At 63.0% G+C, this 23,913-nt stretch carries 18 protein-coding genes and 1 pseudogene; 8 read left to right on the forward strand and 11 right to left on the reverse strand.

Going from position 1 to position 23,913, the window contains the following annotated elements; translation table 11 throughout:
• Positions 1-174: 174 nt before the first annotated feature.
• Entirely contained in the window at positions 175-2,526 is a 2,352-nt protein-coding gene (locus P0D84_RS07375; protein ID WP_408334231.1) for a Tex family protein, read from the reverse strand.
• Between the two features lie 407 nt (positions 2,527-2,933).
• Here P0D84_RS07375 and P0D84_RS07380 point away from each other — a divergent pair, with 407 nt between their 5' ends.
• The 3 genes from P0D84_RS07380 to yoaA all read left to right on the forward strand — a co-directional run bounded on the left by P0D84_RS07380 (position 2,934) and on the right by yoaA (position 6,600).
• The gene (locus tag P0D84_RS07380; RefSeq protein ID WP_408334234.1) at positions 2,934-3,911 is read left to right on the forward strand and encodes a hypothetical protein; all 978 of its coding nucleotides are present in this window, start codon (positions 2,934-2,936) and stop codon (positions 3,909-3,911) included.
• Positions 3,912-4,047: 136 nt separating this feature from the next.
• Positions 4,048-4,266, forward strand: coding sequence for a DUF465 domain-containing protein (locus tag P0D84_RS07385; RefSeq protein WP_408334237.1), 219 nt, complete (start codon positions 4,048-4,050; stop codon positions 4,264-4,266).
• 63 nt (positions 4,267-4,329) lie between these two features.
• Positions 4,330-6,600, forward strand: coding sequence for a DNA repair helicase YoaA (gene yoaA / locus P0D84_RS07390; RefSeq protein WP_408334240.1), 2,271 nt, complete (start codon positions 4,330-4,332; stop codon positions 6,598-6,600).
• A 146-nt stretch (positions 6,601-6,746) separates the two neighbouring features.
• Here yoaA and P0D84_RS07395 read toward each other — a convergent pair whose 3' ends face one another.
• Positions 6,747-7,022, reverse strand: a complete 276-nt coding sequence (locus P0D84_RS07395; RefSeq protein WP_179732777.1) for a hypothetical protein — start codon at positions 7,020-7,022, stop codon at positions 6,747-6,749.
• Positions 7,023-7,254: 232 nt separating this feature from the next.
• Positions 7,255-8,505 carry a JmjC domain-containing protein gene (locus P0D84_RS07400; RefSeq protein WP_408334245.1) on the reverse strand — a complete coding sequence of 417 codons (1,251 nt, stop codon included), beginning with the start codon at positions 8,503-8,505 and terminating at the stop codon, positions 7,255-7,257.
• A gap of 32 nt (positions 8,506-8,537) precedes the next feature.
• On the opposite strand from P0D84_RS07400, the gene P0D84_RS07405 reads away from it, so the two are divergent.
• Complete coding sequence (locus P0D84_RS07405; RefSeq protein WP_408339710.1) at positions 8,538-9,077, forward strand: FKBP-type peptidyl-prolyl cis-trans isomerase; 540 nt, start codon at positions 8,538-8,540, stop codon at positions 9,075-9,077.
• On the opposite strand, the pseudogene P0D84_RS07410 reads toward P0D84_RS07405, so the two are convergent.
• The 4 genes and pseudogenes from P0D84_RS07410 to P0D84_RS07425 all read right to left on the reverse strand — a co-directional run.
• A pseudogene (locus tag P0D84_RS07410) lies at positions 9,060-10,389 on the reverse strand (hypothetical protein); the annotation flags it as partial. The gene P0D84_RS07405 and the pseudogene P0D84_RS07410 overlap by 18 nt on opposite strands.
• 223 nt (positions 10,390-10,612) lie before the next feature.
• Entirely contained in the window at positions 10,613-13,300 is a 2,688-nt protein-coding gene (mutS, locus tag P0D84_RS07415) for a DNA mismatch repair protein MutS (protein ID WP_408334248.1), read from the reverse strand.
• Positions 13,301-13,460: 160 nt separating this feature from the next.
• Positions 13,461-14,759: a lysophospholipid transporter LplT gene (gene lplT / locus P0D84_RS07420; RefSeq protein ID WP_408339712.1), complete on the reverse strand. Its 1,299-nt coding sequence runs from the start codon at positions 14,757-14,759 to the stop codon at positions 13,461-13,463.
• Between the two features lie 270 nt (positions 14,760-15,029).
• Entirely contained in the window at positions 15,030-15,833 is an 804-nt protein-coding gene (locus P0D84_RS07425) for an inositol monophosphatase family protein (RefSeq protein ID WP_408334251.1), read from the reverse strand.
• Between the two features lie 365 nt (positions 15,834-16,198).
• Here P0D84_RS07425 and P0D84_RS07430 point away from each other — a divergent pair, with 365 nt between their 5' ends.
• Positions 16,199-17,035, forward strand: coding sequence for an RNA methyltransferase (locus P0D84_RS07430; protein WP_408334254.1), 837 nt, complete (start codon positions 16,199-16,201; stop codon positions 17,033-17,035).
• Between the two features lie 189 nt (positions 17,036-17,224).
• Positions 17,225-18,073 (forward strand): serine O-acetyltransferase, encoded by an 849-nt coding sequence (cysE, locus tag P0D84_RS07435; protein ID WP_408334257.1) that lies wholly within the window; start codon positions 17,225-17,227, stop codon positions 18,071-18,073.
• A gap of 52 nt (positions 18,074-18,125) precedes the next feature.
• Here the strand turns inward: cysE and P0D84_RS07440 are convergent, their stop codons facing one another.
• From P0D84_RS07440 to P0D84_RS07455, 4 genes are all read right to left on the reverse strand, one after another.
• Positions 18,126-18,923, reverse strand: a complete 798-nt coding sequence (locus tag P0D84_RS07440; protein WP_408334259.1) for a UDP-2,3-diacylglucosamine diphosphatase — start codon at positions 18,921-18,923, stop codon at positions 18,126-18,128.
• A gap of 47 nt (positions 18,924-18,970) precedes the next feature.
• Positions 18,971-19,465: a peptidylprolyl isomerase gene (locus tag P0D84_RS07445; protein WP_063496582.1), complete on the reverse strand. Its 495-nt coding sequence runs from the start codon at positions 19,463-19,465 to the stop codon at positions 18,971-18,973.
• A gap of 167 nt (positions 19,466-19,632) precedes the next feature.
• The gene (locus P0D84_RS07450; protein ID WP_408334262.1) at positions 19,633-20,214 is read right to left on the reverse strand and encodes a peptidylprolyl isomerase; all 582 of its coding nucleotides are present in this window, start codon (positions 20,212-20,214) and stop codon (positions 19,633-19,635) included.
• A gap of 69 nt (positions 20,215-20,283) precedes the next feature.
• Positions 20,284-21,018 carry a tetratricopeptide repeat protein gene (locus P0D84_RS07455; protein ID WP_408334265.1) on the reverse strand — a complete coding sequence of 245 codons (735 nt, stop codon included), beginning with the start codon at positions 21,016-21,018 and terminating at the stop codon, positions 20,284-20,286.
• Positions 21,019-21,273: 255 nt separating this feature from the next.
• On the opposite strand from P0D84_RS07455, the gene cysS reads away from it, so the two are divergent.
• Together cysS and P0D84_RS07465 are read left to right on the forward strand one after the other, a co-directional pair.
• A complete protein-coding gene (cysS, locus tag P0D84_RS07460; protein WP_408334268.1) occupies positions 21,274-22,671 on the forward strand; it encodes a cysteine--tRNA ligase in 1,398 nt (465 codons plus the stop codon).
• Positions 22,672-22,718: 47 nt separating this feature from the next.
• A complete protein-coding gene (locus P0D84_RS07465; protein WP_408334271.1) occupies positions 22,719-23,795 on the forward strand; it encodes a DNA-3-methyladenine glycosylase family protein in 1,077 nt (358 codons plus the stop codon).
• Positions 23,796-23,913 lie beyond the last annotated feature (118 nt).

Below are 23,913 nucleotides of genomic sequence, written 5' to 3' on the forward strand. Positions count from 1 at the left end.
TGCGTGGGCTTTTTGTTTGGGTGCGTCTCACTCTCTCTCGCACGCCTCAGTATTCCGGTGATGCTGGGACCTGGCGGAGTCGCCAAGCCGTCGAGGGCACGAACGCCGGCGCGCTGCGGGATTATTTCCGTGAAAGCCGGCGCGTGAAGTGAATCACGCACCGAACACGCGGGTTTATTTCTGTTTCAGCTTGGCAAATGCGGCGGCCATTGCACCGCCTGCCTCCGGCTCGCGCGAGCGCTGTTGCTGGCCGCCTCGTCCGCCGCCGCCCGAGCGGTTGGACCCGCCGCGCTCCTGCTGGGCGCCACCACCGCTGCGCGGCGCTGCTGACGCGCCGAACTCGTCATCGAGGCGCATGGTCAGCGCGATACGCTGACGCTTCACGTCGACTTCCAGCACCTTCACCTTGACGATCTGGCCGGCCTTGACGACTTCGTGCGGGTCTTTGATGAATTTCGTCGACATGGCCGATACGTGCACCAGCCCGTCCTGATGCACACCGATGTCAATGAACGCGCCGAACGCCGCGACGTTCGTCACGACGCCTTCGAGCACCATGCCGGGCGTCAGATCGCTGACCTTCTCGACGCCTTCGCGGAAGGTCGCGGTCTTGAACTCGGGGCGCGGATCGCGACCCGGCTTTTCGAGTTCGAGCAGAATGTCGCGCACGGTCGGCAGGCCGAAGCGTTCGTCGACGAATTCCGCCGGCGACAGGCCGCGCAGCGCGTCGCGATTGCCGAGCACTTCGCCGACATGCTTGCTGATCTTCGCGAGCATGCGTTCCACGACTGGATACGCTTCCGGGTGAACCGACGAGCGGTCGAGCGGATTCTCGCCGTTGTTGATGCGCAGGAAGCCCGCCGCCTGCTCGAACGTCTTGTCACCGAGACGTGGCACCTTACGCAGATGTTCGCGCGACGGGAACGGGCCGTTTGCATCGCGATAGTCGACGATGTTGCGAGCCAGCGTTGCGTTCAGACCCGACACGCGCGCCAGCAAAGCGACCGATGCCGTATTGGCATCCACGCCGACCGCGTTCACACAATCCTCGACCACCGCGTCGAGCGAGCGAGCCAGTTCGCGCTGATTCACGTCGTGCTGGTATTGGCCGACGCCGATCGCCTTGGGTTCGATCTTCACCAGTTCCGCGAGCGGATCCTGCAGACGGCGAGCAATTGACACGGCGCCGCGCAGCGACACGTCCATATCCGGGAATTCCTTCGCCGCGAGTTCGGAGGCCGAGTACACCGACGCGCCGGCTTCCGAGACGACGATCTTCTGCAGCTTGAACTCCGGATGACGCGCGATCAGTTCGCTCGCCAGCTTGTCCGTTTCACGCGACGCCGTGCCGTTGCCGATACTGATCAACTCAGCCTGCGTCTGTGCACAGATGCGCGCCAGTTTCGCGATCGACCCGTCCCAGTCGCGGCGCGGCTCGTGCGGATAAATCACGTCGGTGGCGAGCACCTTGCCAGTCCGATCGACCACCGCGACTTTCACCCCGGTGCGCATACCCGGATCAAGGCCGATCACGGCCTTCGGACCCGCGGGCGCGGCCAGCAGCAGATCCTTCAGATTCCGTGCGAACACGCGAATGGCTTCGTGCTCAGCTTCGTCGCGCAGATTGGTCAGCAGTTCGTTTTCGATGTGCGGCTGTACCTTCACGCGCCAGCACCAGCGGCACACGTCGGAGAGCCACTTGTCGGCCGGGCGGTTCTGATTGGCGATGCCGAAGTGGCGTGCGATCAGCGCTTCGCCCGGATGCGGCACCTGTGCGTCGAGTTCTTCGCCAAGACCCAGCTTGACCATCAGCACGCCCGCATTGCGGCCGCGGAACAGGGCCAGTGCGCGATGCGACGGCACGGTCCGGATGGTTTCAGCGTAGTCGTAGTAATCGCGGAATTTCTCTTCTTCCGCATTTTCCTTGCCTTCGACCACTTTCGACGACACCACGCCCTGGTTGAACAGGTAATCGCGCAGCTTGCCGAGCAGATCCGCGGTTTCGCCAAACTGTTCGGAGAGGATGTCGCGCGCGCCGTCGAGCGCGGCCTTGACGTCGGCGACGCCTTTCTCGGCGTCCACGTAGGCGGCGGCTTCGGTTTGCGGGTCGAGCAGGGGATTGGCCAGCAGTGCGTCTGCAAGCGGCTGGAGGCCGGCTTCGCGGGCGATCTGCGCGCGTGTGCGGCGCTTGGGCTTATACGGGAGATACAGGTCTTCCAGCACCTGCTTGCTGTCGGCGCCTTCGATCGCAGTGCGCAGCTCGTCGGTGAGCTTGCCTTGTTCGTCGATGCTCGAAATGATGGCGGCGCGCCGGTCTTCCAGCTCGCGCAGGTACAGCAGGCGCTCCTCGAGATTACGCAGTTGCGTGTCGTCGAGATTGTCGGTCACTTCCTTCCGGTAGCGGGCGATGAACGGAACAGTCGCTCCTTCGTCGAGAAGTTGCACCGCGGCCGCGACCTGGCGCGGCTGGACGGACAGTTCGGCGGCGATGCGCTGTACGATCTTGAGTGCTACGGTTTCCGTCATAAGGTCTTGGTGTTCCTGCTACTCAATCAAAGGTCGCGCGCTAACGGTACACGTCGGGTACACGTCGGGCACATGTTGGACACGTTGGCGCACGCCAGGCGTGCGCGTTGCGACCAGCTTGCTGGAGCGGGGCATTTTGCCATAAATGCCAAAGGGCTCAACCGCAGGGTGATAGAATTTCGGGCATGTTCCGTTGACCATTTACGACGTTGCAGATCTCCTTGTCCCTCAACCGCCTGGGCTCCCGCTTGGTCTCTCGCTTGTCACCATTGCCGTCTTTTCTGTCGCTGAATGTGTCGCGATTGCCGCTTAGGTTGCATCTTAGGTTGCTTAAGTCGCTTGCGTCCGCTATGTCGCTCGCATCGGCGTCGCGGTCCCTGTTCCGGTCAGCGCCCCCGTCCAAGGGGATGTATCTAGCTTCCTGCGCTTTGTGCGTGATGACTGCAACGCTGGCCATGTCCGCGCCGGCCGTGGCGCAATCCGCGGCGCCACTCGCGGCCGCCAGCAGTCTCGCGCCGGCAGCTGCTTCGGGCGCGCGGGCAGCAGGCACGGCAGGGGCCGGCACCGCGAATGCCACGGGCGCGGGCAATGCCGGAAATGCCGGAAATGCCGGAAATGCCGGAAATGCCGGAAATGCCGGAAATGCCGATAACGCAGCATCACCTGACAGCGGATTTGACGCGCGGCAGAAAGTTCTGGATCAGCGCAGCGAGGAAAACAACTACCGTTACGCCGTTGCCGAACACGATTGCTACAGTAAGTTCTTCGTCAATCACTGTTTGAACAAGGCGCGCGACAGCATGCGCTCCGTGCAGGCCGACATTCGCAAGGAACAGCTCGCGCTCGACGGCGAACAGCGTGTCCAGCGCGCCCGCGAGCGTGACGAGCAGGCCGCGCTCAAACGCGCGCAAGACGAAGCGAGCGCGCCGCAACGCGCCGCTGACGACGCGCGTAATGCGCAGGCCTACGAAGAAAAGCAGCGCCAGCATCAGCTCGACCAGGCGCAGCGCGCCGCCGAGGCGCCGCAACGCAACGCCAACGCGCAAGCCTATCAGCAGAAGCTGCAACAACATGCGCTGGATCAGGCGCAGCGCGGCGTCAGCCCGTCGCAGGCCGCGGCTAACCAGCAGGCTTACGATCAGAAGCAGGGGGACTTCCAGCGCAAGCTCGAGGAGGCACGTCAGCAGGGCGCCCAGAAGGCGCAGGAGCGAGTCGAGAAACAGCAGAGCTTTGAGAAGAAGCAGGCCGATGCGGCGCAGCATAAAGCCGACGTGGAAGCGCGCCAGAAGCAGGCGGCCGAGAAAGCCGAACAGAAGCGGCAGGACCAGTTGAAACAGCAGCAGGAACTCGAAGAGCAGCAGAAGCAGCAACAGCAACAACAGTAGTCGCTGGGCTGTCTTTGTCGCTGGCCGGGTTGTGGCAGCGGAGTATCGTAGTCGCTGTAACGCGTTTTAAGCCGGACAGCAACCTCCGGCGCGGGCCGCACGACGCAGCCCGTGCCGCTTACGAGAGGAGGCGAGTATGCGCGATCAACATCACGTCATCACCGCGGACACCCTTCGCGACCGTATTCTGCAACTGGAATCGGAGCATCGTGGGCTCAATCGTTTGATCGAGCGAATGTCGGACGAGCCTGGCATCGACGACTTCGAGTTGCAGCGCCTGAAAAAGCGCAAACTCAAAGTCAAGGACACCATCATCTTGCTGCAATTGCAGCTCGAACCGGACGCACGCGCCTGAGTTCGTGGCCTGGCAGGTGCCGGGTCGCACCGCGCGCGCCGGACTTTGCAGGAAACGCTTGCCTTGAATTCACCGCTTGAAACTTCACCACACGCCACGGCCGGCGACGATGCTCCGGCGGCCGGCGCTCCGGTGGCCGGCACGCTGGCGCCGCGTCCTCCTGCGTCTGCGCTCTCCGCGTCGTTGAACCCACGCCGCGGCGCAGAGCTGGACGATATCTTCGCGGACAACGGTCTGCTCGCCCGTCAGATCACGGGCTATCGCTCGCGCGCGTCGCAGATCGAGATGTCGCGAGCCGTCGCCGCCGCTATGGAAGCGTCGGGCCGCGCTATGCCCGAACCCGCGATGTTCGAAGCGCAGAAGCGTCCGGCGCGTCGTCTGCAATCGCCGGGCGCGATTGCTCCGACAGAAGCCGCTGAAAGCGCCGAATCGAATGGTCTCGACGGCAGCGAAAATACGCTGATCGTGGAGGCGGGTACAGGCACCGGCAAGACCTATGCATATCTCGTCCCGGCCATGTTGTGGGGCGGCAAGGTGATCGTCTCCACGGGCACCAAACATTTGCAGGATCAGCTCTTTCAGCGCGACATTCCGACCGTACGCGATGCGCTCGCCGTGCCGGTTTCGGTGGCGATGCTCAAGGGCCGCGCGAACTACCTGTGCCATTACTATCTGCAGCGCACCGCGGATAACGGCCGTTTGCCGTCGCGCCAGGAAACCTCGTATCTGCAGGACATCATTCGCTTCGCCAAGATCACGCGCACCGGCGACAAGGCCGAACTCGCGAGCGTGCCGGAAACGGCGGCGGTGTGGTCGATGGTCACGTCCACGCGTGAAAACTGTCTTGGCCAGGAGTGCCCACATTACAAGGAGTGCTTCGTGATGCAGGCGCGCCGCGAGGCGCAGCAGGCCGACATCGTGGTGGTCAATCACCATCTGTTTTTCGCCGACATCATGTTGCGCGATACCGGCATGGCTGAATTGCTGCCTACGGCGAACACCATCATTTTCGACGAAGCGCATCAGCTGCCGGAAACCGCGACGCTGTTTTTCGGCGAGACACTCTCCACCACGCAATTTCTCGAGCTTGCACGCGATTCCGTGGCGGAGGGCCTGGGTCATGCACGCGAATCGATAGATTGGGTGAAGCTCGGCTCGACGCTCGAACGTGCGGCGCGTGACGTGCGGCTCGCCTTCAAGGAAGACTCGGTGCGCTTGTCGATCGGTCAGTTGCCCGACGATCATCCGTTGTTCCCCGCGCTTGAGACGCTCGAAACCGAACTCGACGCATTGGCTACCGCGTTGGCCGGTCAGGCCGAGCGCGCCGAGTCGATTGGCGCGTGTTTGCGTCGCGCGCGCGAGTTGCAGGGCGTGCTGGCGGGCTGGACGACACCACCCACCGAGACCGAACGCGCAGCCGCTGATGCCGCCTCGGCGGACGCCAGGGCCGAACGTGCCGACCCGAATGAAAAAGTGCGCTGGATCGAAGTCTTCGCGCATACGGTGCAGTTGCACGAAACGCCGCTGTCGGTCGCGCCGATCTTCGCGAAGCAGCGCGCCGGCGTGCCGCGCGCGTGGATCTTTACATCGGCTACCTTGTCGGTGCGCGGCGACTTCACGCACTACGCGGCGCAGATGGGCCTGAACGCAAAACGCTCGATGACGCTACCGAGCCCCTTCGACTATCCGACGCAAGGGCTGCTGTACGTGCCGCGCAATTTGCCGCAGCCGTCGTCGCCGATGTTTACCGACGCCGTGTTCGACGCCGCCTTGCCGGCGATCGAAGCATCGGGTGGCGGCGTATTCATGTTGTGCACGACGCTGCGCGCGGTGGACCGCATCTCGGCCAAGTTGCGCGACACCATTGAAGCGCGCGGCTGGAACTATCCGCTGCTCGTGCAGGGTGACGCGAGCCGCACCGAATTGCTCGATCGCTTCCGTGCGTACGGCAATGCGATTCTGGTGGGCAGTCAGAGCTTCTGGGAAGGCGTGGACGTGCGCGGCGATGCGCTCTCGCTGGTGGTGATCGACAAGCTGCCGTTTGCGCCGCCCGATGACCCGGTGCTATCGGCGCGTCTGGATGCGCTGACGAAGAAAGGATTGAGCCCATTCGCGGTTCATCAGTTGCCGCAGGCCGTGATTACGCTCAAGCAGGGCGCAGGCCGTCTGATTCGCGCTGAGACCGATCGCGGCGTGCTGATGATCTGCGACACGCGTCTCGTCGACAAACCGTATGGACGCCGTATATGGCAGAGCCTGCCGCCCTTCAAGCGCACACGTGAGATCGAAGTCGTGCGTGAATTCTTCGAAGAGAATGCCACGCCGGCGCAGTAGATAATTAAGTGAACGCCGTTGTAAAAACGGCTTTTAAATGGCAAAACGCCACGGATGTGAATCCGTGGCGTTTTGTTTTACTGCCCGGAAAATCGAGGTGATTTTCCGGAGCAGTTTTCGCCCAGAGGCGAACCCTACGCGACAGCTTACTGGCTTGCGCCCGAAGCCGGAGCTGCAGCCGAAGCAGCAGCGTCCGAAGCAGCAGCGCCAGCGTCCGAGGCAGCGCCCGTAGCCGAAGCAGCAGCGTCGCTCGCAGCAGCAGCCGCACCCGATGCAGCAGCAGCCGAATCCGAAGCTGCAGCAGCCGGTGCCGAAGCAGCAGCTGCGTCGCTAGCCGGGGCAGCGGCTTGATCGTTGCTCTTGTTGCATGCAGCCAGTGCCACAGCTGCCAACAGGGATGCTACGAGGAGGGATTTCTTCATGATCACGTCCTTTTATGGTTTAAAGGTAAGCAACAGCGCAAAATAAAACCGGTAATGTGCTCCAACACCGACCTGGGCCGCTGGTGGAGACGCTCTTTTGACGAGCTGGAATCTTCCCTACGGCTTGGGCGGAAATTATATGCACTTTCGTACTGACAATCCATAAATCCGGGGTCAATACGTTGTCTTTCTCATACAAAATTTCACAGTACGGTATAACACGCGGGCAGAGTTACGCAAGCTCGCCCACTTGTATCCAGCCCGCACAATACCACTCGTGAAGCAGTGCTGTCACCGACGAATCGTGTGAGAGTGTTACAAAGCGTTTCGCACTCATGCACCGTTGATCGGCGAGGTCAAACAGCCATTTTTTTGCGCCGTCAAATAGCATTTCTTCTCCATTTACGAAGAAAAAACGGCGGTTGTACAACAAATTAGTCTTGCGGTCGAGCCGAATGCCGGACTTCGATGCCTGAGTGATGAAACGCGCTTCATTGAGCGGTCGTTGCGGCGGATCAAAGACGACGCTCGGCTTAGGTTCGCTGAGGTACGTGCCAAGGAACGACGCAATATCCTGTTCATTCCATTTCACTCCAGCAAGGATCGCGCCAACCCGTTCGACTAACGCGGCCGGCAACTCGGCTGGACGCTCGACGGCGGCTTGTTGCGGATCGCGATAGAGCGCACTGGGTCGCACAGCCGACTCGCCGCGCTCGGCCAGATGATAGAGGAACTGCGAGGTCAGCTCGCCCGCGGACGGGGCGCGAAAACCGATCGAGCAGGTCATGCATTCGCCTTCGGCGACGCCGTCATGGGCAATATGCGGCGGCAGGTACAACATGTCGCCCGGCTCAAGCAGCCATTCCTCTTCCGGTTCGAAGTGCTGTAAAACTTTCAAAGGCAAACCCGGTTCGAGTGTCAGATCTTTCTGTGCGCTGATCCGCCACCGACGCTTGCCTTTTACTTGCAAAAGAAACACATCGTAGGAATCGAAGTGGGGGCCGACGCCACCGCCATCGCTTGCATACGAAATCATCAGGTCGTCCAGACGCGCGTCCGGCACGAAGCGGAAGCGGTCGAGCAAAGCGCGCGCGCGGTCGTCGTAAAGGTCCACGCCTTGCACGAGCAAGGTCCAGGCGCGCTGCTTGACCGACGGCAGTTCATCGGGCGCGAAAGGGCCGTGCTCCAGTTGCCATTTGTTGCGAAAGTGCGTGATCAGACGCGCTTCGACTTCGTCCTGATCGGCGAGCTCGAAAAATTCGTCGCGCGACAGCGGCGCCTCTACGTTCGGGATTGCCTGCCGGATCAGCAGCGGCTTTTTCTGCCAGTACCGGCGCATGAATTGCGACGGTGTCAGATTGCCGAGCAAGGGCGTAGGCGTGTCGGGCGAGGGCGGAAGAATAGGGCGAGTGGCCTTTGAAGCCGGCGAGGAATTCCGTGCCGACGCTGTATCGGCCGGGTGGTCAGTGGGCCGCTTGGGCATCGTATAATGTGAGTTGTATTCTGGAGAATCGAATGAAAATCGCAAAGAACACCGTCGTGTCGGTCGCTTACAAGCTATCGGATGCGCAGGGCAATCTGATTGAAGAAAGCGACGAGCCGATGGTCTATCTGCACGGCGGCTATGATGGCACGTTCCCCAAGATCGAGGAAGAGCTCAACGGCCACGAGGCCGGCTTCGAGACCCAGATCCAGCTCGAGCCGCAAGACGCGTTCGGCGAGTACGACCCCGATCTCGTGAAGATCGAGCCGCGCGATCGCTTCCCGGAACCGCTCGAAGTCGGCATGCAATTCGAAGGCACGCCGGAAGAAGGCGATGACGATCTCGATTCGCTCGTCTACGTGGTGACCGACGTGGCAGAAGACAAAGTCGTGCTCGACGGCAACCATCCGCTCGCCGGCATGGCGCTGCGTTTCGCGTTGACCGTCAAGGACGTGCGTCCCGCTACCGAAGACGAAATCCAGCACGAACACGCGCATGGTGCCGACGGCCTCGAAGTCCTCGATGAAGACGACGAAGCCGACGACGACAAGTCGGGGCCCACGCTGCACTGAGCTTACGGGCGTGCCGGGTATCCGTGCTTTAAGGCGCACCCGGGGTGCGTGGCAAGACGGCGGAAGCGGCTGAGGCGCCCGACGCACCCGAGGCAGGCGGCCCGGACATGGCGGGCCCGTATTCCCCGCTGCCGTCCTCCGCCGGCCTGTGTTGCTGCTGGTCTGGCTGCTGCTGTCCGGGCGTCTGCAACAACGGCGGCAATTCGGAAGCGGGACCTAAAGCGGGCACGGCCGGCATCGAAGCTGCCGGCTCTTCGCGCTGCGGCACAGGCTGCGCGATGGGCATTGGCATTTGCCTTGGCACATCGCGCACGCTCACGCGGAACGGCGGTTTCTTGCCGAGATCCGCTTCAATCTGAATCCACTGGTTAAGACGATCATGCGGCGCAAGCGCGACGCGTGTGAGATTCGTCACCAGCATCCCCTTGTCATTGCGTAGCGGTTGATCGATCACAAAGCCGGCGCTCGCGCGTTCGTCGTCGCAATGAATCACCAGCACGGGGCCGCGAAAAATCTGCGCGAGCTTGACGAGGCTGCGTTTGAACTCCAGAAAACCGTCGCGGCGCGTGTTGCGCGTAAAGCGCAGCCACGCGAAACGGTCTGGCCGTTCGTAGCGCTCCGGATCGGGGTCGCCCTGAATGAAGACGACAATCGCGCGCGCGTCGCGGCGTTTCGCGTATTCGGCGGCGTGTTCGAGCCAGAACGCGTTGGCGATCACGCGGTCCTCGAACTCGCCGTTGCGGCCGCCCGCGGTCAGATAGTGATTATTCGGACTCGGAGCGTTCAGACCGACAAACACCGTATCGCCAACTTGCCAGCGCACGTTCTCCCGGAACGGACGAAAGCGCGACACTTCACTCTCGCGCGTCAACGCGATCGGATTCTGACCCATCGACGTGGCGTCGGTGAACAGGGTCTGGCGGAGTTGATCGAGCCGCTCGACCGGGTCGAAGCCGCCGGCCTCAGCCGTGCCGCAGTCTGCCCAGTCGTGCTGGCCCGGAATGAAGAAAAGGGCGGGCCGAGACGTTTCGAGCAGCGCGTGGCGCCGATCGTATAACGCATCACGACAGGCTTCTTTCGCGCCTTTCAAATTACCGTCGTAGACGATGAACGACACTTCGCGCTCACGGCTGATCGCATCGATCAGGCGTTGCGTCGGCGCTTCGTCGGCGGGGCCTTGCATCGTGTTGGCGATGACGGCGAAGGTATAGCGTGGTGTTTCGGCGTGCGCGAACGGGGCCAAGGCCGCAAGCGACCCGAGCGCCGCAAGCGTCCGGAGCGCCGCAAGTGCCCGGAGCGCCGCAAGTGCCAGGAGCGCCGAAAATCTGCGCGACCCGCGCGACCCGAGTGACCCGAGTGACCCGAGTGACCCGCGCGACCCGAGTGACCCGAGTGACCCGAGTGACCCGAGCGCTGCAAGCGCCACAGACCCGACCGACCCCAGCGCGACAAGCGACGTAAAGCCGCCCGTGCGCATGAGGGCGATGGTCAGCGCCGCGCGAAGTGTGCGCGGGCGCTGCGAGGGCCTGTGTGCGTCAATGATCCGCATCCGGTGCGGCGGCCAGCTCGTGCAGTTCGTACAGCAGATCGAGCGCTTCGCGCGGACGCAGATCGTTCGGATCGATTGCGCGCAGACGCTCGACAAGCGCCTGCATGGCAGGCGACGCCCCCGCCGTTTCCGGCCGGGCGTCGCGTTCGTCGTCGGCATCTTCGACCAGCATGGGCAGCGGCGTGGCGAAGAGATCGAGTTGCGGTGCGGGTTGCGCCGCCGATTGCTGCTCGAGATGCGCAAGATGCTTGCGCGCCGCGCGAATCACCGCATTCGGCACACCGGCTAGTTGCGCGACCTGCAAGCCGTAGCTCTGATTCGCCGGACCTTCACTCACCGCATGCAGGAACACGATGCCATGCCCATGCTCGACCGCCGACAGATGCACGTTGGCCGCGTGGGGAAACTCAGCAGGCAATTGCGTCAATTCGAAGTAATGCGTGGCGAACAGCGTATGACAGCCGTTGTGCGACAGCAGATGCCGCGCGATGGCCCAAGCCAGCGCGAGGCCGTCGAACGTCGACGTACCACGCCCGATCTCGTCCATCAGCACCAGGCTTTGCGGTGTCGCGTCGTTCAGGATCGCCGCCGCCTCCGTCATCTCCACCATGAAGGTCGAACGGCCGCCGGCCAGATCGTCGGCTGCACCGATTCGCGTGAAGATGCGATCGATCGGACCGAATGCCGCGCGACGTGCCGGTACATAGCTGCCGACGTACGCCAGCAGGGCGATCAGCGCGGTCTGCCGCATGAAGGTCGATTTACCGCCCATGTTCGGGCCGGTGATCAGCAGCAGTTTGCGTTCGGGCGTGAGCGTGCAGTCATTAGCGATGAATTGCTCGACCTGCGCCTCGACGACCGGATGCCGCCCCTGTTCGATTTCGATGCCGGTATCCGGCGAAAACGTCGGCGCGACCCAATCGAGCGCGCGGGCGCGTTCGGCGAAAGCAACCAGCAGATCGAGTTCGGCGAGCGCGGCGGCGACTCGCTGGCAGTCCGGGATAAAAGGCAACAGCGCTTGCAGCAACGCGTCATAAAGCGAGCGTTCGCGGGCCAGCGCGCGTTCCTGGGCGGACAACGCCTTGTCTTCGAAGGTCTTCAGTTCCGGCGTGATGTAACGCTCGGCGTTTTTCAGCGTCTGACGGCGGCGGTAATCGTCCGGCACCTTGTCGGTCTGACCGCGCGTGACTTCGATATAGAAGCCATGCACCTTGTTGTATTCGACACGCAGATTGCCGATGCCGGTGCGCGCCCTTTCGCGCGTTTCGAGGTCGATCAGGAACTGCCCGCAGTTCTCCGAAATATCTCGTAACTCGTCGAGTTCCGCGTCATGGCCGCGAGCGATCACACCGCCGTCGCGTACCATGGCGGAGGGTTCCTGCGCAACCGCGCGCTTGAGCAGTTCGACGCAGGCTTGCGGCGGTTCCAGTGAGGCGTCGATGCGCGCCAGCGAGTCCGCATTGGACGAAACGCCCGCGAGTTGCGTGCGCAACTCCGGCAACGCGATGAACGTATCGCGCAGGCTCGACAGATCGCGAGGCCGCGCTGACAGCAGCGCGAGACGCCCGGTAATCCGTTCGATGTCGGAGATCTGCCGCAAGGCGCCGCGCAGCGTTTCGACGCCTGCGCCCGGCGGCGCGTCGAGCAAGGCGCCGATGGCCTGCTGACGTGCTTGCGCCACAGCGGCTGCGCGCGGAGGGTGATGCAGCCAGTGACGCAGCAGACGGCTGCCCATTGTCGTGCAGCAGGTGTCGAGCAGCGAGCACAGCGTGGGCGATTCGGTGCCGCGCAGTGTTTCCGTGAGTTCAAGATTGCGGCGCGTGGCGGGGTCGAGCCCGATATATTCGGATTCGTACTCGACCTTGAGGCTGCGCACATGACGCAATTGCTGGCCTTGCGTGGCCGCGGCATACAGTAGCAGCGCACCCGCCGCGCCGCATGCCGCTGTTAGCGAATGCGCACCGAAGCCGTCGAGACCGGCGACTTCCAGCTGATCGCACAAACGCTGCGTGCCCGACGTGATATCGAAGTGCCAGACCGGCACGCGGGTGAGGGCACCGGCGTTGACGGGGGGCGCCCAGCTCGCGGAATCGGCGGGCGTATCGGCCACGAGAATTTCCGCGGGACGAATCCGTTCGAGCGCGGCCGCCACCTGGTCAGGCGCAACTTCGGCGAGGCGCAACGCACCGCTCGCCAGATTCAGCCACGCGAGGCCGACGCTCGTTGCGACGCCGCGGCGGTTATGCGCAACGCACAGGGCCATCAGGTACACGTCGCTCTTGTCGGACAGGAGCGCTGCATCCGTCAAGGTGCCCGGCGTAACCACGCGCACCACCTTGCGTTCAACGGGCCCCTTCGACGTAGCCGGATCGCCGATCTGTTCGCAAATCGCGACCGATTCGCCGAGCTTCACCAGTTTGGCCAGATATTGTTCAACCGCATGATGCGGCACGCCCGCCATCTTGATCGGATTACCCGCCGACGCACCGCGCTGCGTAAGGGTTAAATCGAGCAGGCGCGCGGCTTTTTCCGCATCTTCGAAAAAGAGTTCGTAGAAGTCGCCCATCCGATAGAACACCAGCGTGCCCGGATGATCCGCTTTGATGCGCAGGTACTGCTGCATCATCGGCGTGTGTTGTGCGACGTCATTGGCCGCTGCGGTTTGAATGCCCATCCTTGGTGTCTTTTTGCGTTAGCTGTTCAGGCCGTGAGTTTAACCTGCCGGCGTGGCGAGCGGACCCTGGCCGGACGGCCAATCCATTACCGCTCACCTCGCGCTGCTTACCTATCGCAACGCCAACTCTCGCACCCGCCAGGCGACGCTCGCCATCCCCTCATTCTTCCACCAACGCCCGCATATCCACCGTGCGCTCATTCACGGCACTGCGCCGTTTTGCGAGCCACATCATGAACGTGATGAAACTGCCGAACACGACGATGATCCATTGCGCCGGCATCTTTGCCGTCAACAGCAGCGCGTAGGCGCCGAGCATCAGCAGCACGGCCAGATTCTGGTTGAAATTCTGCACCGCGATCGAATGTCCCGCGGAGAGCAGTGTCGCGCCACGATGCTGGAGAATCGCGTTCATCGGCACGATAAAAAAGCCGGACAGCGCGCCGAGCAGAATCATCAGCGGATAGGCGAGCAGGATATAGATCGGCAGAACGTATGAGCCGATCCGAATGCCTGCGCCCGCTGGAAACAGGTCCTTGTTGTAGAACGCCACCGCGATCGCCACCGCGCCGGTGAGAATGCCGATCGGCAGCACGCGAAGCGAACTGCGCAACGGAATCAGGGCCGCCGCAGCAGATGCGCCGACCGCGATGCCGAGGCCCGTGACGCCTTGCATCACCGCCGCTTTCGACAGCGACAAGCCGAGGTTCACGTTCGCCCATTTGAGCACCAGCAATTGCAGCGTGACCGCGCCGCCCCACATCAGCGTCGTGACCCACAGCGCGATCTGCGCGAGCTTGTCGGCCCACAGCACGTTGAAGCAGTGATAGAAATCGCCGACCAGCTTCTTGGGTTCGCTCAAACGGTTTGGATAACGCGCACCGGTGTCGGGAATGAAGATGTTGATCCCCGCCGCGATGGCATACGTGACCATCACCGCGAACATGGCCAGATCGGCGGACGAGCGGATCAGCGGCAAATGCGCGTGTGCGACGAATTTGTCGGCGAGCGTGCTGATCAGCGCGCCACCCACCATCGTGCCGACAATCGTCGACAGCACGGTAGCCGATTCGAGCCATGCGTTTGCCTTGACGAGTTTTTCCGCCGGCAGGAGCTCGGTGAGAATGCCGTATTTGGCCGGCGAATACGCGGCCGCGCCAAAGCCGACCACGCCGTAGGCGATCATCGGATGGACACCGCAGATCATCATCAGGCAGCCGCTCGCCTTCAGTGCGTTGGAGATGAACATCACGTGCCGCTTTTGCAACGCGTCGGCGAATGCACCGACGAAAGGGGCGAGCAATACGTAGGAGACGGTGAAGAAAATCTGCAGCAGCGGCGTGACCCAGGCGGCCGAGCGGATCACCGACAGCAATGCGATGGCGGCGATCAGCAGTGCATTGTCCGCGAGCGACGATATGAATTGCGCCGCGATGATTGTGAAGAAGCCTTTTTTCATGAAGCGGATCGGGAGCTGCGCGGAAATCTGGCGCGAAGCAGGGCGCTGCGAAAAACGCGCGAAACGCAGCCGGCGATCGTGCGTGCCGGCGCGGCTTCCCGCTTTGTAGCACGAACGCCTGCCGGATGCAGGCGCGCCAACGAAAAAGCGGCCGAAGCCGCTTTTCATGTTTCTGATGCCGGCGCAGAGCCGGCCGGAGTTTTGGGCCTGGACTTCAGACCCGAGGTCTGAGACCGAAGCCCCGAGACCGAAGCCCTCAGTCCCGAGCCCTTAAGCCGCTTGTTGGCGCGTACGGCTGTAGCGCGACAGGATCGGGATCATCTGCGCATAGACCTTCGCATTGCCCGCGACGATTTCACCGACGTGCAGGAAGTCCGAATCCCCCGTGTAATTGCCGACCAGACCGCCGGCCTCCGTGATCAGCAGGCTCCCCGCGGCGACGTCCCACGGATTCAACCCTTGCTCGAAGAAACCGTCCATACGGCCCGCGGCGACGTTGGCCAGATCGAGCGCGGCGGCGCCCGGGCGGCGCAGACCGGCGCAGGCCTCGGTCATTTCAGCGAACTGGCGGCCGTACGCTTCGAGGCCGTCCGTTTCGCGGAACGGGAAACCGGTGCCGATCAGGCCGTCAGCGAGGCGGTCGCGCTTGGCGACACGGATACGGCGGTCGTTCAGGTACGCGCCGCGGCCGCGCGACGCGGTGAACAGGTCGTTGCGAGTCGGATCGTAGACCACGGCCTGCGTCACGGTGCCCTTGTGGGCAAGCGCGATCGACACGCAGTAGTACGGGAAACCGTGGATGAAATTGGTGGTGCCGTCGAGCGGATCGATGATCCACTGATATTCGGACTCGTTGTCCGACTTGCCGGATTCTTCGGCGAGGATGGCGTGATCGGGGTAGGCGGTCTTGAGCGTGTCGATGATCGCCGCTTCAGACGCTTTATCGACCTCCGTGACGAAATCGTTGTGCTGTTTCTTGCTGACCTGGAGAAGATCGAGGTCGAGCGACGCGCGGTTGATGAGCTGGGCTGCACGGCGCGCGGCCTTCACAGCGATATTGAGCATGGGATGCATGAGACTGGATCCTTGTGCCGGGGCAGCACGGCTGCTTACCGGTAAATGAGCGCGGGATGAGCGCTAATTGGGCGCCATCAAGGGGCGCGGAAACAGCACGGAACGCACGTCCGATCAAAGACCGGTGCGCATTCCGCCGACGGAGACGAATTGAATAAGAACGAGGTGCCGGACTTTTCGCAGGCGAAAAGTCCGGCACGAATATTGGTATTTTACCTGAGTCCGGGCGCCGCGACAGCGTTGGTTGCGCGGCAGACGGGATGACGGGGCGAGCGGGGCGCGCCAGGTGCGGTCATCATGCGCAATTCGGAGCCGACCCGGGGTTGGCGCTACCATACGCGTTCTTTAGCTTGCCGAAATCCATCGTGGACCACACCCACCATTCTTCCGATCCCACCGTGGCGGACCTGCGCGGCGGTTTTACGTCGACGCGCTTCGTGCTCGTCGAGCCCAGCCATCCCGGCAATGTCGGCGCTACGGCGCGCGCGCTGAAAACCATGGGTTTCTCGCGTCTCGTGCTGGTGTCGCCACGCGTGCCGCATGTCCAAAGCGATCCGGAAGCCGTCGCCATGGCGAGCGGCGCCGACGACGTGCTGGCGTCCGCGCACGTCGTGCCGACGCTTGCCGATGCGTTGAGCGGGGTCCATTGGTCGATCGCGCTGACCGCGCGGCTGCGCGAATATGGGCCGCCGCAATGGACGCCGCGCGCCGCGGCCGGCGTCGCGCGTGAGCAGGCCGTGCATGGCGAGATCGCGCTGGTGTTCGGCAACGAGCGCACGGGTTTGTCGAATGAGGACGTCGAGCGTTGCAGCGCACTCGCGCATATTCCGGCCAATCCGGCCTACAGTTCGCTCAATCTTGCCCAGGCGGTGCAGGTGTTGGCGTATGAATTGCGTACGGCGTATCTGTCGGATGGCGAGGCAACGCCCGCTCCACCTGCAGCGACTCGAGCATGCGCGGGGCAGGGCGAGCCGGTCGGCGCGCGGGCGGCGAGCGACGAGATCGAGAGCATGTATGCGCATCTGGAAAGCGCGCTGGTTGCGCTCGAGTTTCTCGATCCGGCCAATCCCAAAAAGCTGATGTCGCGCTTGCGGCGTCTGTTCGCGCGTTCCGGTCTGGAGCGCGAAGAGGTCAATATCGTGCGCGGCATCGCCAAGCATATTCTGCTGAAGACCAAACCGCCTGGCGGCGACGGTTCTTAAGGGCTGAGCGCCTCAACCACGATCTTGCGACGCCCCTGCCGGCAGCGTGGGCTTCCGGCAGGTTTCGCGCAATCGCCCTACAATCGCTCGAAACGTTCTAAGCAAAGCTGCCGATCTGCTATGCGGCAAGCATCCGCCATGGGTGGTGTTTCACGCCCGCGGTCTTTTCCCCACGACACAGTTCCTGCCATGTTCACGAGACTTCGCGAAGACATTGCCACGATCCGCGAGCGCGATCCCGCCGCCCGCAGCGCATGGGAAGTCCTCACGTGTTATCCGGGTCTGCACGCGCTCGTGCTGCACCGGCTCGCGCACACATGCTGGCGGGCTAAACGCCGCTGGCTCGCGCGGTTCATCTCGCAGCTGGCGCGTTTCATGACCGGCATCGAAATCCATCCGGGCGCGACGGTGGGCCGCCGCGTATTCATCGACCACGGCATGGGCGTGGTGATTGGCGAAACGGCGCAAATCGGCGACGACTGCACGATCTACCAGGGCGTGACGCTCGGCGGCACATCGCTCACGCGCGGTGCGAAACGGCATCCCACGCTTGAGCGCGGTGTGATTGTCGGGGCGGGAGCGAAGGTGCTCGGCGGCTTTACGATCGGCGCGGACGCGAAGATCGGCTCGAATGCGGTGGTCACGAAACCGGTGCCCGCACGTGGGACGGCGGTGGGTAATCCGGCACGGATCATCGTCCCGGCAGCGGCCGCCGCGGCTTCAGCTACTGCGGCCACTGCCGCGCCGAATGCTACGAACGGCGGTGCCGCGCGCGATGCTAAACGCGCGACAGAAACCAGCACGTTCTGCGCATACGGCATCACGCCGAATGCGGACGATCCGGTCTCGCTGGCAATCCACGGCCTGATCGATCACGCCGCCACGCAGTCGAGGCGTATCGATGAGATTGTCGACGCACTGGAGCGGCTGGGCACGAGCCTCGAAGGACTGCAAGGTGCTGACGCGGCGCTGCTCGATCTGCGGCGCCTGTCGGCAGCGATTGCAGGAAAGGTGGAGGGGTCGGTGGCGGAGCATTAATGCAATGCGCCGCGAAAGCGTTGCGATGAAACATAAGGCGAGCGCCAGCCGATCAATCCAGCGGCAACGCCCGAATCCCTTCCGCATCGATCCGCAGATAACCGCCGCGCCGCTTGCCGTGGTCGAGATCCCAATCCGCCAGGACCCAGCGCGTGCCGCCTGGCTCACGATGCCGCGCCGGGCGATGCGTGTGCCCGTGGATGATCGTGGCCGTTTTCGACGTCTTGAATAGCGCGGCGACGCCCTTCGGCGTCACGTCATACTTTGGCGAAACGGGACGCGAGCGGCCTTCCTCGCTTTTCGAACGCATGTTTTCCGCCAGCGCCTTGCGCCAGCGAAACGGCCAGGCGAGAAACAGCATTTGCGCGAAACGGCTGCGCGCAAAGCGCCGGAAAATCTGATAGCCGCGATCCGCGGTGCAAAGGCCGTCGCCATGTGCGAGCACGATACGGGTGCCGAATGCGGTGATCACGAACGGATCGGGCAACCAGATCGCGCCGGCCGCTTTCATGAAGCGCTTGCCGAGCAGAAAATCGCGATTGCCGTGCATGATGTAGAGCGCGATGCCGCGCTCCGACAGTGTATGCAGCACCGCCGCCATCCGCGCCACGAACGGTTCGACGAGCATGTCGTCGCCGATCCAGTACTCGAACAGATCACCGAGAATGAAAACCGAATCCGCCTGCTCAGCCGTTACGTGAATGAAGTGCTCGAACGCGGCGACCGTGCGCGGGATCGCCTCGCTCAGATGAATATCGGAGAGGAAAAAAAACGGGCGTGCGGCGTGCGGGCGTTTGCCCTCGCCAGGCACGCCCGCGGCGACGCTTCGCAGCGGCGTTTCTTGCAGCATTGAAGGTGCCTGATGTCAGTTCGAACGGGTCGACGTTGATTGGACGCTTAGTCGACGATCACAGCTTTTTCGATCACGACGTCGTCGGCCGGCACGTCCTGATGGAAGCCCTTCGAACCCGTCTTGACCTTCTTGATCTTCTCGACAATGTCCATGCCTTCGACGACCTTGCCGAACACGGCGTAACCCCAGCCCTGCGGCGTCGGCGACGAGTGGTTCAGGAAGTCGTTGTCGTTCACGTTGATGAAGAATTGCGCGGTCGCCGAATGCGGGTCGTTCGTGCGCGCCATGGCGACCGAGCCGTTGACGTTCTTCAGACCGTTGTTCGCTTCGTTGGTGATCGGCTCCGCGGTCGGCTTCTGCTTCATGCCGGGTTCGAAACCGCCGCCCTGGATCATGAAGCCGTCGATCACGCGATGGAACACCGTGTTGTCGTAGTGACCGGCCTTCACGTAGTTGAGGAAATTCTCAACCGACTTCGGCGCCTTTTCAGCGTCCAGTTCGAGTTTGATGACGCCGTGGTTCGTATGCAGTTCAACCATGATGGAATCCTTTGATGAACGGGGGTGGGTAAAAGGCGCGGCCGCTCGTCACTTGAGGTGCGATGAGGACGGGCCGCGCCGGGGGCGTGGATTGACGCGCTTACGTATTCCTGAGCAGCTTGTTTGCGTGCTGCCTTTCGTGTGCTTTCGTGCTGACTTTCCTGCGCTTACTTGCCGATAACCGTTGCCGACTCGATCACCACCGGCTTTTGCGGCACGTCGCTCATCGGGCCGCGCGTGGTGGTGGGCGTGCCTTCGATCTTCTTCACGACGTCCATGCCGCTCGTGACCTTGCCGAACACCGCGTAGCCGTTGCCGTCCGGATTCGGATAGTCGAGGCCGGCGTTGTCCACCGTGTTGATGAAGAACTGCGCGGTGGCCGAATTCGGATCGCTGGTGCGCGCCATGGCGAGCGTGCCCGCGCTGTTCTTCAGACCGTTACGGCTTTCAAGTGGAATCGGCGCGCGCGTGGGCTTCTCAGCGAAGCTCTGCGTATAACCGCCGCCCTGAATCATGAAGCCGCGAATCACGCGATGAAAGATCGTGCCGCTGTACTGGCCGGACTTCACGTAGTCGAGGAAGTTGGCGACTGTCTTCGGCGCCTTCTCAGGATACAACTCGACGCGGATGTCGCCTTCCGTGGTCTTGAAGAGGACGGACGGATGCGCGGCCTGCGAACCGGACTGGGCAAAGGCGGGGGCGTTTGCGATCAGGGCGGCGCTGCCGAGCGCCAACATCAACCATTTCATGAAGATCCCTCAGGGTTGGAAAAAACGTGTTGCCGAAAACGGTGATGGTGTCGCTGGTGTTACCTGGTGTTACTTCGACGGCGCCATGTAGGGCGGCATGGCGAACGAGCCATTCGCGCCGCCGTACTGGAAGCTCGGCGTTTGCGACATGTCGGCGGAGCTGGCGCGCGCGGCACTGGCCTCGCTCGGCGCGGCGGCGGCTTGCTTCACTGGCGTTCTGTTTTTGGGCGGCGAGATGACATTCTGGATGTCAATGAGGCGCTGCGAGGTCGTGGCGCTTGTCTTGCCGAGGCTCTGCGCGCGACGGTACGCTTCGTTCGCCATGCGCAGATACAGATCGCCGAGATTCTCGTACGCGAGGCCGTAGCCGGGATTCACCTTGGTCGCCGTTTCGAGCGCCGCGCGTGCTTCGGCATAACGGCCCTGCTTCGCATAGAGCGCCGCCAGGTTGTTATACGGCTCGGGCAACTCGGGGTACATTTGCGTGAGTTCGGTGAACGCGGTGATCGCTTCATCGTCGCGATTCAGATGGGCCAGCACCGTGCCGCGTTTGAACCTGGCTTGCGCGTCGCGCGGATTCGAGGCGATGCGCGCGTCGAGTTGGGTGAGCGCGGTTTGCCAGTTTTTCTGCGCAATCGACGCATCGATCTCCGGCGTGTTGTCGCGCACGGCGGGGCCCTGCGGCATCGTGGGGGCCTTCTGCGCGTACGCGCCAGCGCCCGGCAAGACCGTGAGGGCGACGGCGCAGAATGCCGTCGCGGCGAGGGTCGCGGCGCTGCGCGCGCGGCCGCTGGAAGGTTTCATAGGCTCAGGTCTGGATGTTATACTCCGACCCATTCTAACAAAAGGTCTGCGCGTTCCGTCGAACCGCAAACTGTCTTTTCGCCACTCGTGGTCGTCTCCGCCATGATCGCAGCCTGACCGCCGCACCAGGTGCGCCGGTTTGCTGCTGTGCAGGTTGCAGTACAGGTCGCTCCCGCTGTCAGTTCGCGGGGCGCCTCGTGCACGAAACAGCACGAAACACATTGCGGATTTCTTTCGACCCACGCACCGTTCTCTATGGAATCACTGCGCATCTACAACACGCTCGCGCGTGACAAGCAAACTTTCGTGCCGATGCAAGAAGGCGTCGTGCGGATGTACGTCTGCGGGATGACCGTGTACGACTATTGTCACGTCGGCCATGCGCGCGTGATGGTCGTGTTCGACATCGTGCAGCGGTGGTTGCGCACGCTCGGTTACGACGTGACCTACGTGCGCAATATCACGGACATTGATGACAAGATCATCCGGCGTGCCGTGGAGAACGGCGAAACGATCAAGTCGCTGACCGATCGCTTCATCAACGCCTTGCATGAAGACGCGGACGCGCTCGGCATCGAGCGGCCCGATCTGGAGCCGCGCGCCACGGATTTCATTCCGCAGATGCTCGACATGATCGGGAAGCTGGAGGTGAACGGCTACGCGTATCAGGCGGCCGACGGCGACGTGAACTACGCGGTGCGCAAGTTCCAGGGTTACGGCAAGCTGTCGGGCAAGTCGCTGGAAGATCTGCGCGCGGGCGAACGCGTCGCCGCGAACGACGCGAAGCAGGACCCGCTCGACTTCGTATTGTGGAAGCAGGCGAAGCCGGACGAACCGGCCGACACCGGCTGGGCGTCGAAATACGGCCGTGGCCGTCCCGGCTGGCATATCGAATGCTCGGCCATGGGGTGCACGTTGCTCGGCGAACATTTCGACATTCATGGCGGCGGTCAGGACCTGCAGTTTCCGCACCATGAGAACGAGATTGCACAGAGCGAAGCTGCTACCGGACAAACCTTCGTCAATTACTGGATGCACAACGGCTACGTGCAGATCGACAATGAGAAGATGTCGAAGTCGTTGAACAACTTCTTTACGATCCGCGAAGTCCTGGCGCAGTACGATGCCGAGGTCGTGCGTTTTTTTATCGCGCGCGCGCATTACCGTTCGCCGTTGAATTACAGCGACGTGCATATCGACGACGCCCGCAACGCGCTCGCGCGTTTGTACACGTCGTTGAAGGATGTCACGCCGGACGGCGCGGTGCTCGACTGGAACGAAGCGCATGCGCAGCGTTTCCAGGCAGCAATGAACGACGACTTCAACACGCCGCTTGCAGTGTCGGTGTTGTTCGAGTTGGCAACTGAAGTGAACCGCACGCGCGACCCCGCGCTGGCCCGTCAATTGCGCTTGCTCGGGCAAGTGCTCGGGTTGCTTGGCCGCGAGCCGCGTGCATACCTGCAGCAGGCGGCGGGTACCGCCGCGCAAGGGGCGCTCGAGCCCGCCGCGATCGAAGCGAAGATCGCCGCGCGCGTGGCCGCCAAGCAGGCGAAAGACTATGCGGCAGCAGACCGGATCCGGGCCGAATTGCTCGAGGCCGGCGTTGCACTTGAAGACAAACCCGGCGGGTTGACCGAGTGGCGGCGCGTGTGAGCGCAGCTCGACCATCCCTTTGATCGACTCGCCAGGCAGGAGGCAGGATGGCAACGGCCACGAAGACGCCGGCTAAACGAGCCACGTCTCAAACAAACGCGGCAGCCGCGGCAAAGTCGACACGAACGTCGGCTCGCGCGGGTAGCAGCGCGATAAAGAATGCATCGTCGAAAACCGCCGGGGTGGCGGCGAAGACCGGCGCGCGCGCAGCGGCCGGTGCAACCACGACGGCAACTGCGGGCGCAGCAAAGAAAGCCGGGGTCAAGCGCGCGCTGAACGGTGCGTCGGCGCATGCGCCTGTTGTCGCGCGCGCCAAAGCAACGCGCGCAAAGAGCAATGGCGCGTTGCCTGCCGAGCTCGCCGGCGAGGTGCAGGAACTCGTGCGCGATACGCATGAAGGCGAGGTCGTACGCAAAACGCGAGCGTCATCGAGTGCGGGCGGCGAAGCAGCGAGTGCTGCTGAACTCGCGGTGCCCGTGCAGGTCGGCGGCCTCACGCCTGAAGTCACTCGTCCGGCGTATTGGGACAAGGCGTGCGCGGACCTCGTCAAGCGCGACCGTATTCTGAAGAAGCTGATCCCGAAGTTTGGCCCGGTGCATCTGTTAAGCCGTGGCGATCCCTTCGTCACGCTTGCGCGTTCGGTGGTCGGCCAGCAGATTTCGGTGGCGTCCGCGCAAGCCGTCTGGGCGAAAGTCGAGGCGGCGTGTCCGAAGCTCGTGCCGCAGCAGTTCATCAAGCTCGGTCAGGACAAGCTGACCGCGTGCGGGCTGTCCAAGCGCAAGGCCGAATACGTGCTCGATCTCGCACAGCATTTCGTGTCGGGCGCGTTGCACGTCGGCAAGTGGACTTCGATGGACGACGAGGCGGTGATCGCCGAACTCACGCAGATCCGCGGCATCGGCCGCTGGACGGCGGAAATGTTCCTGATCTTCAATCTGTCGCGCCCTGACGTGCTGCCGCTCGACGACCTCGGCCTGATCCGCGCGATCAGCGTCAACTACTTTAGCGGTGAGCCGGTTACGCGCAGTGAAGCGCGTGAGGTTGCTGCAAACTGGGAGCCGTGGCGTACCGTCGCGACCTGGTATATGTGGCGTAGTCTCGATCCGTTGCCGGTCGACTACTGAGTGTCCCAACTGGCGCATCGCGCCAGGCCCTGAGGGAGCAACCCCCCAATTGCCCAAGGGGACCTCCTCCGGGGCGGGGACTTCCAGCGGGACGAAACACTGGGGTGCGGGCCGGCGT

Origin of the sequence: Paraburkholderia sp. RL17-337-BIB-A (assembly GCF_046025895.1) — a bacterium.
Taxonomy (GTDB): Bacteria; Pseudomonadota; Gammaproteobacteria; order Burkholderiales; family Burkholderiaceae; genus Paraburkholderia; species Paraburkholderia fungorum_C.